The following is a 15,064-nucleotide window of genomic DNA, read 5'->3' as shown; positions in this document are numbered from 1 at the left end:
TGGTGAAACGGGCCGGACCCGGAAGGCCCCAATAACATGGTGGGGCAGGCCGGATGTTCCAGAAGGTACGGGGGAGATGGGTATATTATTGCTGTGTGCGCTGCAAGATGGCGCCGCGCATGCTCGACTTACGTCTAGCCTGGTCCTTGCCTAGTCCTTGGCCTGATCCTTAAGCCGACCCAAACTTTCCTGGCGTCCCAGCACGTCCAAAACCTCAAATATACCAGGCGACGTGGTCCGTCCGGTCAGCGCCGCCCGCAGCGGCTGGGCGACCGCGCCAAGCTTGAGACTATTTTCCTCGGCAAAGGCGCGCAGCGCGGCTTCCGTCGTGGCGCCGCTCCATGTCTCGACATTCTCCAGCGCGGAATGAAGCTGGCCGATCAGCTTGCGGTTGTCGGGCGTCAGCAGCGCCTGCGCCTTGGGATCGAGCTCCAGGGGCCGGTCGGCGAAGATGAAATAGGCGCTGTCGATCAGCTCGATCAGCGTCTTGGCGCGCTCCTTCAGGGCCGGCATGGCCTTGAGAAGCTGCGCGCGCGTGGTGTCGTTTAACTTGGCCTTAAGCTCGTCGCGGCTGGGCACGACGTGGTCCAGCACATCCTCGAACATCTTCACGAGTGATTGATCGTCGGCGTGGCGGATGTAATGGCCGTTGAGGTTTTCGAGCTTGGCGAAGTCGAAGCGAGCGGCGGCGCGGCCTACGCTCGAGAGGTCGAACGCCGCGATCATCTCCTCGGTCGAGAAGATCTCCTGGTCGCCATGGCTCCAGCCGAGCCGCACGAGGTAGTTGCGGAGTGCGGCCGGCAGGTACCCCATGGCGCGGTAGGCGTCGACGCCGAGCGCGCCGTGGCGCTTCGACAGCTTCGAGCCGTCCGGGCCGTGGATCAGGGGGATGTGGGACATGCTCGGCAGCGCCCAGCCCATCGCATCATGGATCTGCTTCTGGCGGGCGGCGTTGATCAGATGGTCGTCGCCGCGGATGACGTGGGTGACGCCCATGTCGTGGTCGTCCACGACCACCGCGAGCATGTAGGTCGGGTTGCCATCGCCGCGCAAAAGGACGAGGTCGTCGAGGTTCTCGTTCTGCCAGACCACGCGGCCCTGGACCTGGTCCTCGATCACGGTCTCGCCGGTCTGCGGCGCGCGCAGGCGAATGGTGGGCTTGACGTCGCTCGGTGCCGTGGCCGGGTCGCGGTCCCGCCACATGCCGTCATAGAGGCGAGTGCGGCCCTCCGCGCGCGCCTTCTCACGCATGGCGGTGAGCTCCTCGGCGGTGGCGTAGCAGCGATAGGCCTTGCCGTCGGCAAGCAGCTGCTCGGCGACCTCGCGGTGGCGGGCGGCGCGGCTGAACTGGTAGATGACGTCGCCGTCCCAGCCGAGCTCGAGCCATTTCAACCCGTCGAGGATGGCGCCGATCGCCGCCTCCGTAGAGCGCTCCCGGTCGGTGTCCTCGATCCGGAGCAGCATCTTGCCGCCATGCTTCTTCGCATAGAGCCAGTTGAACAGCGCCGTGCGGGCACCCCCGATATGGAGGAAGCCGGTCGGCGAGGGAGCAAAGCGGGTGACGACGGAATCGGTCATTCTTGGCAGGGCCTATGCATTGGAAGCGGTGGTGTATAGCAGGACCGGAGCATAACTAAAGCCCACGGCGGACCTGCCAGGCCTTGCTTATGCTCTTGGCTCAGCCTCGCGAATTTGGCAGAAGGACCGCTGATTTCCCTACAGGATTTTCGTAATGACAGAACCGGTGGCAGCTGAGGTTGGGCGCGATTTCATTCGTGACATCATCCAGGCCGACCTCGATCAGGCCAAATACAGGGAGATCGTGACCCGGTTCCCGCCGGAGCCGAACGGCTACCTGCATATCGGCCACGCCAAGTCGATCGCGCTCAATTTCGGCATCGCCCAGGAGTTTCCGGGTCGCTGCCATCTGCGTTTCGACGACACCAATCCGGTCAAGGAAGAGCAGGAATATATCGATTCCATCCAGGCCGACGTGCACTGGCTCGGCTTCGACTGGGGCAAGAACCTGTTCTTTGCCTCGGATTATTTCGACCGCCTGTACGAATGGGCGGAGACGCTGATCCGCGACGGGCTCGCCTATGTCGACGACCAGACCCAGGAGGAGATCCGCACCTCCCGCGGCACGCTGACCGAGCCCGGCAAGAACTCGCCATTCCGCGACCGCAGCGTGGATGAGAACCTCGACCTGTTCCGCCGCATGAAGGCGGGCGAATTCCCCAACGGCGCGCGCGTGCTGCGGGCCAAGATCGACATGGCCGCGGGCAACATCAATCTGCGCGATCCCGTGCTGTACCGCATCCTGCATGCGCATCATCCGCGCACCGGCAACGCATGGTGCATCTATCCGAGCTACGACTATGCCCACGGCCAGTCGGACGCGATCGAGGGCATCACGCACTCGATCTGCACGCTGGAGTTCGAGGACCACCGGCCGCTCTACGACTGGTTCATCGAGAAGCTGCCGGTGCCGTCGAAGCCGCACCAGTACGAGTTCGCGCGGCTGAACCTGACCTACACGCTGCTCTCGAAGCGCGTGCTGACCCAGCTCGTGCGCGAGGGCCATGTCGCGGGTTGGGACGATCCGCGCATGCCGACCATGGCGGGCATGCGCCGTCGCGGTGTGCCGCCGGCGGCGCTGCGTGAATTCGTCAAGCGCATCGGCGTCGCCAAGGCCAACAGCGTGGTCGATGTCGGCATGCTCGAATTCTGCATCCGCGAGGAGCTGAACCGCACCGCGCAGCGTCGCATGGCGGTGCTGAAGCCGCTCAAGGTCGTGATCGAGAACTATCCGGAAGGGCAGACCGAGGAGCTCGAGGCGATCAACCATCCGGACGATCCCTCCGCCGGCACGCGGAAGATCACGTTCGGCCGCGAGCTCTATATCGAGCAGGACGACTTCATGGAGAACCCTCCCAAGAAGTTCTTCCGCCTGTCGCCCGGCAACGAGGTCCGGCTGCGCTACGCCTATTTCGTCAAATGCACCGGCGTGATCAAGAACGAGAGCGGCGAGGTGGTGGAGCTGCGCTGCACCTACGATCCCGCGACCAGGGGCGGCAATGCGCCCGACGGCCGCAAGGTCAAGGCGACCATGCACTGGCTGTCGGCGGCAGCGTCGAAGCCGGCGGAGATCCGCATCTACAACCAGCTGTTCGCGAACCCGAGCCCGGACGCCTCGAACTTTGCCGCCGATCTCAATCCGCAGTCGCTGGAGATTCTCAGCAATGCCCGAGTCGAGGCATCGGTCGCGGAGAGCAATTCCACCGAGCCGATGCAGTTCGAGCGCCAGGGATATTTCGTGCGCGACAAGGACTCGACGCCCGGCAAGCCGGTGTTTTCACGCACCATCGGCCTGCGCGACACGTTCGCGAAGGAAGTCGCGAAAGGTTGAGGCACTCATGAGCAGTGAGGCCGACGCCATCGTTTCCGCCATCATCGCGAAATGGTGCGCCGGCTTCGCAAATCTCGATGCGGCCGCGCTGTCGTCGCTGTATGCCAAGAGCGCGTTCTTCTTCGGCTCTAACCCGAAGCTCTATCGGGGCAGGGACGGCGTTGCCGATTACTTCAATGGCCTGCCGCGATGGCGCAAGCCGAGTGCTGCGTTTTCCGAGGTGCAGGCCGCGCAGGCCGGTCCTGATATCATCAACATGGCCGCGATCGTGTCGTTCGATTTCGCGGGCGAACGCCCGGAACTCGTCGTCAAGATGAGCTGGGTCATCACGCGCGAGGACGCCGACTGGAAGATCGTCAATCACCACGCCTCGTCGAGGGTCCCGATGATCTAGCAGCGGAGGGCTCCGCCCGTTCCGCCAGGTGCGCGGTCGCCGCCCGCTAGATGTCGTAGTAGAGATGGAACTCGTAGGGATGAGGTCGCAGGCGGATCGGGTCGACCTCCTTCTTGCGCTTGTAGTCGAGCCAGGTTTCGATCACGTCGGCGGTGAAGACGTCGCCGCGTAGCAGGAATGCGTGATCGCGCTCGAGCGCGTCGAGCGCCTGGTCCAGCGATCCTGGCGTGGACTTCACCTCCTTCGCCTCAGTAGGCGGGAGGTCGTAGAGATTCTTGTCGATCGGGCTGCCGGGGTCGATCTGCTTGTCGATACCGTCGAGGCCAGCCATCAGCATTGCCGCGAAGGCCAGGTAGGGATTGCAGGACGGATCCGGCGAACGAAACTCGACGCGCTTGGCGCGCGGATTCGGCGAATACATTGGAATCCGGCAGCAGGCGGAGCGATTGCGCTGGGAGTAGACGAGGTTGATCGGAGCTTCATAGCCCGGCACCAGACGCCGATAGGAATTCGTCGTGGGGGCGCAAAGCCCGCACAACGCCCAGGCGTGGCTCAATAGCCCGCCGATATAGTAGCGGCCGAGCTGGCTCAACTCGGCGTAGTCACCTTTGTCGTAGAACAGATTGGTCTCACCCTTCCAGAGCGATTGGTGAACGTGCATGCCCGAAGCGTTGTCCTCGAACAGCGGCTTCGGCATGAATGTCGCGGTCTTGCCGTGCTGATGCGCGGTGTTCTTCACCACGTATTTGTAGATCATCAGGTTGTCGGCCATCCGGGTGAGGGTGGTGAAGCGCATGTCGATCTCGTTTTGGCCGCCGGTTGCGACTTCATGGTGATGGGCCTCGATCTGGATCCCCAGAGATTCCATTGTCAGCACCATTTCGGTGCGTAGCGCCTGCATGCTGTCGGTCGGGGGAACGGGAAAGTATCCCTCCTTCGGGCGCGGTTTGTGGCCGAGGTTCGGCCCTTCCTCAGAGCCGGTGTTCCAGCTGCCTTCGCTGGAGTCGACTGCGTGCATGGCGTAGTTGATGCCCTGTGCGTAGCGCACCTCGTCGAAGACGAAGAACTCCGCTTCCGGGCCGAAATAGCTCGTATCGGCGCGCCCGGTGCCCTTAAGGTGGATTTCGGCTTTCTGGGCGATGTAGCGGGCATCCCGGCTGTAGGACTGGCCGGTCACGGGGTCGCGGATGTTGCAGATGAGAACCAGCGTTTTGGCCGGACTATAGGGGTCGACGAATGCCGTCGTCGGATCGGCGACGACCAGCATGTCGCTTTCCTGGATCTCCTGGAAGCCTCGGATCGATGAGCCATCGAATCCAATGCCCTCATTGAGTGCATCGGCATTCACCGCGCTCGGGGGGACGGAAAAATGTTGCCACACCCCCGGCAGGTCGGTGAACCGCAAATCGATCATCTGGACTTTCTCGTCCGTGATCGCCTTCACGAGGTCTTCGGCTGTCGTACATTTCGCAACCATGGCTTCGCTCCCAGGTCAGCGTCCCGAGATCGCGTAGCCGTTCGGCCGCAACCTGGCGGCTCGCGACGGACTGTGGTCCACGTTCGGCGTTGTCGCCGCAGTCAGGCAAGCTTCGCGCGACGGCAGTCAGCTTTGATGTGGCCCGCGCATCAGCTTCATCGCGTCTTCGATGTGCCGCCAGGTTTTTGCCAATTCGAGCTCGCCCTTCTGCTCGAGGTCGATGGCGTTTTGAGCGGCCTCCGCAATGGCCTTCGGGCCATGGGCTTCCAGCAACTGCCGCGCATAATCGTGGATTTCCATTTCTCGCATGGCGTCATCTCCCTCTTGTTCTGGGCGCGAACCGGGTGGGCCGAGAACGGCAGACATTGACACCTGTCAAGCGCCGATAGTCTGCATCCTGGTGCGCCGCACTTGCAAGGGCCCTTTCCGGGGCATGGGCGGCCGGACGGGGCGCCGGCTCCTGGTCGCGGCAACACAGCGCAGGTCGGAGGGATGATTCTTCATCGGCGCGCCCCCACATCAATACGAGAAGGGAGGTGAGCATCATGCGCATCCAACATTGGCAAGACGCTGGTAGCCTGTTGGTGGGCGTGTGGCTGGTCCTGTCGTCCTTGGTCCTCGGCTTATCCGGGGCTGCTGTCTGGATCACCATCGCACTCGGGCTCGGCGTCATGCTGTTTGCCGTGGAGGCCTTTGTCGTCCCGTCCTACCTGGAAGAGTGGGGCGAAATGCTGCTGGGCTTGGCTCTGGTGCTGGCGCCTTGGTCCATTGGCTATGAGCCGGTATCGGCCACGGTCAGCAGCGTATTGTCGGGCCTATTGGTGATCTTGCTCGCTGCTTGGGAATTGATAACCGATCGCGACTTCAGCACCTGGTGGCACGATCACTGGCCTCACCGCGCCGGCTGAGACGAGAGGTTGCCGGCTTCTCTCCGACCGCCATCGGCTGGCGGCCGGAGGAGAGGTGGTTACGTTACAATGCGGCTCTGGGCTCGATCGGTTGCCAGATGCTGATCTTGCGAGTCTCCGGCATCAGGAAGACCGCAAGCACGAAGCACACCGCAGGCACCGCAATCGGGTAGATCAGCGCGTAGCCGATGCTGCCGGTCGCGGCGAATGCCGCCGAGGTGATGAACGGCACTAATCCGCCACCCCAACCGTTGCCGATGTGGTACGGCACGGAGACCGACGTGTACCTGATCCTGGCGGGGAAGAATTCCGCCAGAAACGCGCCGACCGGCCCGTACACCATCCCGACGTAGCAAACCAGGATGAAGATAATGAAGATCGCGGTCGGATAGTTGATGTTGCCGGGCTGCGTGACCGTTCCCAGCCACAGATAGAGCGGATAGTACGTGATCGCAGCGAGCAGCATGCCGCCCAGGATCACCGGCTTGCGGCCGATCTGATCCGACAGCCAGCCGAAGAAGATCAGGCTCGGCGTTGCGATCAGCAGCGCGGCTCCCACGATGTAGGCCGAGGTCAGCGCATCCACCTTGGAGACCTGCTGCAGGAAGTACAGCGCCCAGAACTGGCCGCTGTACCAGACCACGCCCTGTCCGATCAGGACCACGATCGCGATCCCGATGTATTTGATGTTGGAGCTGAGGAAGGCCTCCTTCCACGGGTTCGTCGTCATTTGGCCGCGGGCCCTGATCTCCTGGAAGATCGGCGTCTCCTGGAGCTGGAGCCGAATGTAGATCGCGATGGCCACCAGCAGGAAAGACACCAGGAACGGAACGCGCCAGGCCCATTCGTCGAAGACCTGATTGCCGAACCAGGTCCGTGTCAGGACGATCACGGCCAGCGACACCACGATGCCGAGAGTCGGAGAGGTCTGTAGCCAGCCGGTGTAGTAGCCGCGCTTGTCGTCCGGCACATGCTCCGCGACATAGGTGATGGCGCCGCCATATTCGCCGCCCAGGCACAGACCCTGGATCATGCGCAAGCCGAACAGAACGAACGCCGCCGTTAGACCGATGGACTGGTAGGTCGGGATCAACCCGATTGCTCCCGTACCCAGTCCCATTCCGCTCAGCGTGATGAGGAATGTATATTTTCGTCCGACCCTGTCACCCATCCATCCAAAGAGGAAGGCTCCCAGGGGGCGGATCAGGAAGCCCGCAGTGAACAGAGCGATGGTGCTGAGGAGGGCTGCAACCGGGTGGGATTGCTCGAAGAACTTGACCGACAGAACGGCGGCCAGGCTGCCAAAGATATAGAAATCATACCATTCGATGACGTTTCCCACCGATGCAGCAACGATCACGCGGCGGAAATCGTGCGGTACTTGAACTGCCATGTGCTGCTCCTATCAAATTCAAACCCACTCCTCGCGCATTTCAGCGCCAGTTCGCTCGCGGAGTGCGTTTGGTGTGCGACGCTACAGGCGAGAATTGCGAGTTGCGTCCGCAACGCCTGGTCTCAGAGGAACCTTGAACCACCTGAGAAGAGCTTCGGCGGCCTTCGGTACCGCGAGCTGTCACGACCTGGCCCGTCTGTGCGGGGGAGGCGTGGAGAGCAGTTTAATCCTGCCAAGGCCGGCCCCTTATGAGACTTTCGGCTCAATCGACCCGAACCCAGGCTGCCCCGTCCAGAGACAGAACGGTCGCCCATCGCGCCGGGCGGTCGTGTCACGAATGAACGGAAAGGACCTCTCGGGCGTTGTGTGGGTCCCCAACGAGGAGCCCGCCATGCAGAACATTGCAGAGCATATGGAAGTCATCGGTGCCGACGGCGTCCACATCGGCACCGTCGACAAGGTCGAGGGCCATCGGATCAAGCTGACCAAGAAGGACAGCGGCGAGGGCAGCCACAGGGGCCATCATCACTTCATCGACAAGGGCCTCGTCGCCGGCGTCGAGGGCAACAAGGTCCGGCTGTCGGCCAAGGCGGATGTCGCCGTGACGATGGAAGAGGAAAAGTAGGGCTCGATCGAGTTCGTTCCTGATCTGTACCGCTATTCGCCGCCGTGCACGTTCCGGTAGCCTCGGCCTCCGTCGCGTATCGCAAGGTGCAGGGAATGGCGGAGCCGGGCCGGCCAGCACGGTCCCAAGGGATTGCGGGGACCTGGCCCGTTGGCCGGGCTGCTCCGGCCGGCGGGTTTGCGCCGGCGGGCTTTGGCGCCTGGCCCGCACTCGTCGAGGCGCTGCGCGCATGGATGCGCGCGGAGGCCGGCGCCGGGCGGCTGTTGCCGTGGGTGCCGGTCGCCTTCGGCAGCGGCATCGCACTCTACTTTACCGCCGATCACGAGCCGGTGCTGTGGGTCGTTGCCGCGATCGCGGCCGCGCTCATGCTTGGCGCCGTCCTGTTGCGGCGGAGCCGGCTGTTCGCCCCCGCGATCATGATCGCGGCGATTGCGGCCGGTTTTGCCGTGGCGACCTGGAAGACGGCGCGCATTGCTCACACCGTTCTCGCAAAACCGCTCTATTCGGTGGCGTTGTCGGGCTTCGTCGAGACGCGCGACATCCGCGAGCGCACCGACCGTTTCGTGCTGCGTGTCGCCGCGATGGAGGCGCAGCGGAGCGAGGTGAAGCTGGAGCGCGTGCGCCTCTCGGTGCGCAAGGGGACTGCGCCGGAGGTCGGCAGCTTCGTGCAGTTGAAGGCGCGGCTGATGCCGCCGATTTCGCCGGTGCGCCCCGGCAGCTACGATTTCTCGCGCGACATGTTTTTCCAGGGCATCGGCGCCTCCGGCTTCGTGATGGGGGCGATCGCGGCTGCGGTGCCGCCCGATGCCGGTGGCTTGCGGCTGCGCTATGCCGCCTTCATGCAGGGCCTGCGCGATGCGATCGACGCGCGCGTCCGGGCAACGCTCGAAGGCGACAATCGCGCGATCGCGACGGCGCTGCTGACGGGGCGGCGCGACGCGATCACCACGCCCGTCAACGATGCCATGTTCATTTCAGGGCTGGGCCATGTGCTCTCGATCTCCGGTTACCACATGGCGGTGGTCGCCGGCGTCGTGTTCTTCGCGGTCCGCGCGCTGCTCGCTCTGATTCCGGGACTGGCGGTCGGCTTCCCCATCAAGAAATGGTCGGCGGCTGCGGCGCTGGTGGCCGCCGCATTCTATCTGCTGCTCTCGGGCGCGGAGGTCGCGACGCAACGCTCGTTCTTCATGACCGCCGTGGTGCTGATCGCCGTCATGGTCGACCGACGCGCCATCACCTTCCGCACGCTGGCCGTGGCCGCGTTGATCGTGCTCGCGGTCGCGCCCGAAGCGCTGGTGCATCCGAGCTTCCAGATGTCGTTTGCGGCAACGCTGGGGCTGGTTGCGCTGGTGCAGATCGGCATGCCGAACCTGTTCGCTTCGCCCGATCATTCGGCGACCGCGCGCATCGCGATGTGGGGCGGCCGCGAGATCGCGATGCTGTTTCTGGCCTCGCTGATCGCGGGGCTTGCGACCACGCCCTATGCCGCCTTCCACTTCCACCGCGTCACCCCGTTCGGCGTGCTTGCCAACCTCGGGGCGATGCCGGTGGTGTCGGCGCTGGTGATGCCGGCGGGACTGCTCGGATTGCTCGCGGCGCCGTTCGGGCTCGACGGCGTGTTCTGGTGGCTGATGGGGATCGGCATCGACTGGATGGTCGCGGTCTCGCGCTGGGTGGCCGCGCTGCCGGGCGCGGTCGGCCGCATCCCGGCGTTCGGCATTGCGCCGCTGATCGCGGCGAGCCTCGGGATCATCGTGATGGGCCTGCTGCGCACGCCCTTACGCTGGTCAGGCGCGCTGGTGCTGTTGGTCGCGATCCTCTGGGGGCTGGCAGACCGGCAGCCGGATATTCTGATCGCCGGGGACGGCCAGAGTGTCGCGGTGCGGGGCAGGGACGGGCACCTGCAAATGATCCGGGCGAACAAGGACGGCTTTCTGCTGAAGGAGTGGTTGGCTGCCGACGCCGATCCGCGCGATGCCGGTAGTCCCTCGCTCGCCGCCGGCGTGTCGTGCGACGAGGCCGGCTGCGTGACGCCGCTCGCCGACGGGCGCCTGGTCGCGCTGGCCTTGCGCATCGACGCTCTGGCGGATGATTGCAGCCGCGCTGCGCTGGTGGTGACGGCGCGGCCGGCGCCAGCGGATTGTGTGGCGATGGTGGTCGACCGGCAGCGACTCGCCGCGCAAGGCGCGCTCGCGCTGACACGGCGTGGCGACGGCTTTGCGGTTCAGGCGGTGAAAGCGAGAGGCACCGATCGTCCGTGGTCGCCGGCGACCGCCGGCGAGGGCGATTTCAGCGCGAGCCTTGCGCCGCAGGCGGCGGCCCCCCGTAACCGGGACGCGACGCCGTCCGAGGCCGACCTGCAGGCCGAGGATTGAGCGGACGGGCTATAGGTACCAGGCCAGCACGGCTTCGAGCCCGGCACTCCCGATTACCGGCAGGGCCACCATCTGGCTCAGTCCGATTGCGCGGGCCTCCGCGGCTGCGGCCGAGCCGTCGTGCCCGAGATCGTCGTTGAGCGCGGGCATTCCGGTGGCCCAGGCTCCGCCGATGCTGCCGTCGCCCCTGGCGATGGATTTGTCCGCATAGAGCGCGGCAAGGTCTGTCTGCGCGCTGCAATCGCCGGCGCGAAAGACCAGTGCCGAACGGGCCTCGTTCGGCACCCAGATCTCGAAGCGTCGCGCAATCGGCGTCGCCTGTGCGGACAGGAAAGTCAGCACCCAGGTCTGGTCGGTGCCGGTCCGATAGGGCACGCCGACGCCGAGATTGATCCCGACCTCGGCGGCGTCTTCCCAGCGCAGAAAACTCCTGGCGTTGTGCAGGTCCTTGATGATCAGCGGCAGGCCCGCTTTCCAGGTGCGTCCGGGCAGACCGAAGCCGCGGGGAAACCTGGTGTGGCGGGAGTTGAATTCGAACATGTCGGCGGTGCCATAGTAGCCGTCGACGAGCCCCATCTCGTGGGAGCTATCGGGATCATTGTGCCAGAGCTCGATCGCGCCGACATGCGCCTCGTCGTCGCCGCAGAACAGCACCATGACGGCCTGCAAAAACTCGCCTGAAAACACCGGGACCGCCACGCCGCAGGTGAGGCCGGCCGCGAGCGCCTGGTCGGTCCGCTTGAAATAGGAGTTGGCGAATTTAGTGAGGATCACGGGATGGCCGCTGGCCCAGGCCTTGCCGGGAAGGCCCTCGTCGTATCCGAAGCGCAAGTCCTCGCTCACGGCCTTGAACGCAGACAGCCCTTCGCCGTAGAGGCCGCCGCCGAATTCCAGCCGCATACGCGTCCGGTCCGGCACCCAGAGTTCAACGACGCGAATGAAGGTTTTCATCGAACGTGTCCGCCGCCTCAAGCCTTTGACAGCATCGGCGATCTGGCCGCGGAACGGACGTTCAAAATTCAGGCAGGGCCGCGCAAACTTCGTGCGATGGGCAGGTGCGAGCCTGATCTCGGCGGAAGATTCCGGAAGACGCAAATCATACCATCTCGCCGGCCACGGCCGGCGATGGCAATTTCAATCCCGGCCCCGACCTCTGCGCCGGGGGGAGGTACATCAGCCGATCGGCAGGCGTGTGATCGTCGGCCTGTCAGCGATGATCTCCGGCTTGTGTTCACGCTCGCCGGCCGGCTGGGTCACCGGCAATTGCAGCACGGTCGCGCGCTGGCCTTCGACGAGTTGCGTCACGAGTACGTATTTGCCGTCGGGGAATTCGATCGCGTCATGATGGCGATCGGGAATGTGCGGATCGATCTTGCCGAACTTGCCGACGCGGGAGTTGATGGTGCGCGTCCAGATCCAGCGATTGTCGTAGCGGACGTTGTCGGCGAAGGCGAGCTCCGTTCCCGGCAGCAGGCAGACCGCGACGGACATGTCGGCCTCGGAGGCGAAGCCGCGCGTCGAGGTGCCGCGGAAGGTGGTCGTGACGATCGTCTCGCCGACTTGTGCGGGACGCGTCGCGACGGCATGCAGGCTGTAGTCACACATCGGGTGCTCCTCATTCAGGGATAGCGACCCGCGCCTCCTTCGGAGGCACTGGCCTCTATCAGAGTGGAAGCATGTTAGCGTCTTCTTGGTTGTAGGCAAATCTGCGGCTTGGGTCCGCAGGCTGCCATCACAATATCTTTTTCAAATGCCTCAGGAACAAAAACCGCTTCCGTGCATTTGGCGTGCGTCTCCGTCAGCGACCAGCAGGTGCCGACCAGCCCGAATATTGCCAGGCGGGTTGCGACGGCTGCGCGACGGCGTTGCGGGCATTGCGCAATTGCTCGCTCGTCGTCTGCGTTGCCTTGCGGACATGGTGCGACTGTGCGGCGAAGGCTTGCGACGCGGATGCTACGAACAGCGCCACCGTGACGGTGCTCAAAACGATCTTGCGCATTGATTGTCTCCTCGCTCTCCAGGGCCACGAAGCGATGAGGGCTTCGTGCGGCGTGGCGAGGATGTAGCGCTAGCGGGGGGCCGGATAATCTGAGCAAAACCAGAAAGACTATCCAGCCGGAGCGGACAATCGTCCGCTCCAATCGTCAACGCGCGGGTCGCCAACCGGCGGGGCGCGCTTTAGGTGATTGCTTGAGCATGATCTCCGCGCAAGCGCGTCCTGCGCTTGTCGCGAGGGAAAACCGCTGCGCACTTTGCGCTAACGCGGCCCTCCAGTCCGGATCACACTCAGTACTTCCGGTACAGGCCGATCAGCTTGCCCTGAATCTTCACCCGGTTGGGCGGCAGGATGCGGACCTCATAGGCCGCATTGGCGGGCTCGAGCGCGATCGAGGCGCCGCGGCGGCGGAAGCGCTTCAGCGTCGCTTCCTCGTCGTCGATCAGCGCCACCACGATGTCGCCGGTGTCGGCGCTCTCATTGCGCTGGATCAGCGCCATGTCGCCGTCGAGGATGCCGGCTTCGACCATCGAGTCGCCGCGCACTTCGAGCGCGTAGTGCTCGCCCGAGCCGAGCATGTCGGGCGGTACGCTGATGGTGTGGCTGCGGGTCTGCAACGCTTCGATCGGCGTGCCGGCCGCGATGCGGCCCATCACCGGCACCGCAACGGGGCGTTCGCCCTCGTCCGCGCTGGAGCTCGCTCGCACCTTGCCGAGATTGCCCTCGATGACGCTCGGCGTGAAGCCACGGCGGTTGCCAGCGGCGGCCTGCAGCTCGGGCAGCTTGATCACCTCGATCGCGCGGGCCCGGTTGGGCAGGCGCCGGATGAAGCCGCGCTCCTCCAGTGCGGTGATCAGGCGATGGATGCCCGACTTCGAGCGCAGGTCGAGCGCGTCCTTCATCTCGTCGAAGGAGGGCGGCACACCGCTTTCCTTCAAACGCTCGCTGATGAATCGCAGAAGCTCGTATTGTTTGCGCGTTAACATCTCGACCAAATCCCCCGGTTGATGTCGTTCGATTCCGAGACGGTGAATTCAGCGGCGAGCCGCCAGATGCTCGAAACAAATCATGAACGGACACTATATGTTCGATATGTGTTCCGCAACTGCTTAATTTACCGTGAACGCGACAAAGTTCGCGGAACGCGCAGGACCAGTGCGTTCAGGCGGGCAGTCGCAGCACCTCGCAAGGCGCGCCTGCCTCGGCCTTCGGCGCGAACGGCGCGCGCACGAGAAGTGCCTGCGCCGCAGCGAGATTCGCAAGCAGCGAGGAATCCTGATGATTGACGGGAAGGGCGACAAGCATGCCGTCGTCGCGCCGCTCCAGGCGCGCACGAAGATAGTCCTCGCGCTGGTCATTGGCGCCAACATCGCGGCCGAGCACGGCGCGCTCGCGACGATGGTGAATCACGGCGCGGCCCGACAGGGCGCGAATCAACGGCACCATGAACAGGAAGCCGCACACATAGGACGACACGGGATTGCCGGGCAGGCCGATCACCCCCATCGCCCCTAGCCGGCCGTGCATCATCGGCTTGCCCGGCCGCATCGCGATCTTCCAGAACGCCATCGCAATGCCTTCGGCCTTCAGCGCCTGCTGGACCAGATCGTGGTCGCCGACCGAGGCGCCGCCGATCGTGATCAGGATGTCGGCGCCGCTCTCTCGGGCACGGCGGATGCCGGCTGTGGTGGCCTCCAGCGTATCGGCGGCAACGCCGAGGTCGATGGTATCTGCGCCCTCCTGGCGGGCGAGGGCGTGCAGGGCATAGCCGTTGGAATAGACGATCTGGCCGGGGCCCGGCGTGGTGCCCGGCATCACCAGCTCGTCGCCGGTGGCGAGGATCGCGACCTTCGGACGGCGGCGGATGGGCAGGTCTGGATGGTTCATCCCGGCGGCGAGCGCGAGGTCGCGCTCGGTGAGCCGGGTTCCCTTGCGCAGGAGCACGTCGCCCTCGCGGAAGTCGACGCCGGCGGGCCGGATGTGCCGACCGGCGATAGCGGCTTCCTTGATTGTGATGCGCTTGCCCTCGGCGACCGTATCCTCCTGGATCACGACCGCGTCCGCTCCGGCGGGAACGACGCCGCCGGTGAAGATTCGCACCGCTTCGCCGGCGCTGACCGCTCCCGCGAACGGCCGGCCCGCCGCGACCTCGCCGATCATGGTGAGCTGCGCGTCGACCCTGGCCGCATCGGCTGCGCGCACGGCGTAGCCGTCCATGGCCGACATCGCCTCGGGCGGCTGGGTACGCCGCGCCGCGACGTCGCGCGCGAGCACGCGGTGGTAGGCCTCGTCGAGGGGAATCATCTCTTCAGGCAGCGGCTCCGCGCCGGCCAGCACCGCGGCGAGCGCGTCAGAAACCGGCATCAAGGCCACGGCGAAACTCCTGCTCGGAAAGTCTGGACGAATGGGCGGCAAGAGTTCTAGCCGAGCGCGGGCGATGAAGCAAAATGGGACCGGATCAGGATTTATCCTGCTTGATCCGTCCAG

The 15,064-nt window shown here is 64.7% G+C and carries 14 protein-coding genes; 5 read left to right on the top strand and 9 right to left on the bottom strand.

Going from position 1 to position 15,064, the window contains the following annotated elements; translation table 11 throughout:
* Positions 1-150: 150 nt before the first annotated feature.
* The gene (gene gltX, locus BJA_RS24315; RefSeq protein WP_011087606.1) at positions 151-1,578 is read right to left on the bottom strand and encodes a glutamate--tRNA ligase; all 1,428 of its coding nucleotides are present in this window, start codon (positions 1,576-1,578) and stop codon (positions 151-153) included.
* Between the two features lie 154 nt (positions 1,579-1,732).
* Between gltX and BJA_RS24310 the strand changes: the two genes are divergently transcribed.
* Together BJA_RS24310 and BJA_RS24305 are read left to right on the top strand one after the other, a co-directional pair.
* Positions 1,733-3,409, top strand: a complete 1,677-nt coding sequence (locus BJA_RS24310; protein ID WP_011087605.1) for a glutamine--tRNA ligase/YqeY domain fusion protein — start codon at positions 1,733-1,735, stop codon at positions 3,407-3,409.
* A 7-nt stretch (positions 3,410-3,416) separates the two neighbouring features.
* A complete protein-coding gene (locus BJA_RS24305) occupies positions 3,417-3,803 on the top strand; it encodes a YybH family protein (RefSeq protein WP_038967846.1) in 387 nt (128 codons plus the stop codon).
* Between the two features lie 46 nt (positions 3,804-3,849).
* Here the strand turns inward: BJA_RS24305 and glnA are convergent, their stop codons facing one another.
* Entirely contained in the window at positions 3,850-5,280 is a 1,431-nt protein-coding gene (gene glnA / locus BJA_RS24300; protein WP_011087603.1) for a type I glutamate--ammonia ligase, read from the bottom strand.
* Between the two features lie 126 nt (positions 5,281-5,406).
* The gene (locus BJA_RS24295; protein WP_028171775.1) at positions 5,407-5,589 is read right to left on the bottom strand and encodes a hypothetical protein; all 183 of its coding nucleotides are present in this window, start codon (positions 5,587-5,589) and stop codon (positions 5,407-5,409) included.
* Between the two features lie 236 nt (positions 5,590-5,825).
* Here BJA_RS24295 and BJA_RS24290 point away from each other — a divergent pair, with 236 nt between their 5' ends.
* On the top strand, positions 5,826-6,188 hold the full coding sequence (locus BJA_RS24290) for an SPW repeat protein (RefSeq protein ID WP_051000403.1): 363 nt from the start codon (positions 5,826-5,828) through the stop codon (positions 6,186-6,188).
* A gap of 64 nt (positions 6,189-6,252) precedes the next feature.
* Here the strand turns inward: BJA_RS24290 and BJA_RS24285 are convergent, their stop codons facing one another.
* Positions 6,253-7,581, bottom strand: a complete 1,329-nt coding sequence (locus tag BJA_RS24285) for an MFS transporter (protein ID WP_011087600.1) — start codon at positions 7,579-7,581, stop codon at positions 6,253-6,255.
* Between the two features lie 391 nt (positions 7,582-7,972).
* Here BJA_RS24285 and BJA_RS24280 point away from each other — a divergent pair, with 391 nt between their 5' ends.
* Both BJA_RS24280 and BJA_RS24275 read left to right on the top strand, forming a co-directional pair.
* Complete coding sequence (locus BJA_RS24280; RefSeq protein WP_038967854.1) at positions 7,973-8,206, top strand: DUF2171 domain-containing protein; 234 nt, start codon at positions 7,973-7,975, stop codon at positions 8,204-8,206.
* 95 nt (positions 8,207-8,301) lie between these two features.
* On the top strand, positions 8,302-10,581 hold the full coding sequence (locus BJA_RS24275; protein WP_063921625.1) for a ComEC/Rec2 family competence protein: 2,280 nt from the start codon (positions 8,302-8,304) through the stop codon (positions 10,579-10,581).
* Between the two features lie 9 nt (positions 10,582-10,590).
* On the opposite strand, the gene BJA_RS24270 is transcribed toward BJA_RS24275, so the two are convergent.
* From BJA_RS24270 to glp, 5 genes are all read right to left on the bottom strand, one after another.
* Positions 10,591-11,532: a GAF domain-containing protein gene (locus BJA_RS24270; RefSeq protein WP_011087597.1), complete on the bottom strand. Its 942-nt coding sequence runs from the start codon at positions 11,530-11,532 to the stop codon at positions 10,591-10,593.
* Positions 11,533-11,754: 222 nt separating this feature from the next.
* The gene (locus BJA_RS24265; protein ID WP_028171781.1) at positions 11,755-12,186 is read right to left on the bottom strand and encodes a hypothetical protein; all 432 of its coding nucleotides are present in this window, start codon (positions 12,184-12,186) and stop codon (positions 11,755-11,757) included.
* 193 nt (positions 12,187-12,379) lie between these two features.
* Positions 12,380-12,580, bottom strand: coding sequence for a hypothetical protein (locus tag BJA_RS24260; protein WP_038967213.1), 201 nt, complete (start codon positions 12,578-12,580; stop codon positions 12,380-12,382).
* 287 nt (positions 12,581-12,867) lie between these two features.
* Entirely contained in the window at positions 12,868-13,563 is a 696-nt protein-coding gene (gene lexA / locus BJA_RS24255; protein WP_011087594.1) for a transcriptional repressor LexA, read from the bottom strand.
* Positions 13,564-13,738: 175 nt separating this feature from the next.
* Positions 13,739-14,950 carry a molybdopterin molybdotransferase MoeA gene (glp, locus tag BJA_RS24250; RefSeq protein ID WP_011087593.1) on the bottom strand — a complete coding sequence of 404 codons (1,212 nt, stop codon included), beginning with the start codon at positions 14,948-14,950 and terminating at the stop codon, positions 13,739-13,741.
* Between the last annotated feature and the right edge of the window lie 114 nt (positions 14,951-15,064).

Origin of the sequence: Bradyrhizobium diazoefficiens USDA 110, assembly GCF_000011365.1 — a bacterium.
GTDB classification, from domain to species: Bacteria; Pseudomonadota; Alphaproteobacteria; order Rhizobiales; family Xanthobacteraceae; genus Bradyrhizobium; species Bradyrhizobium diazoefficiens.
Note: the sequence above shows the minus strand (reverse complement) of the source record. Positions and strands in the feature narration are given on the sequence as shown.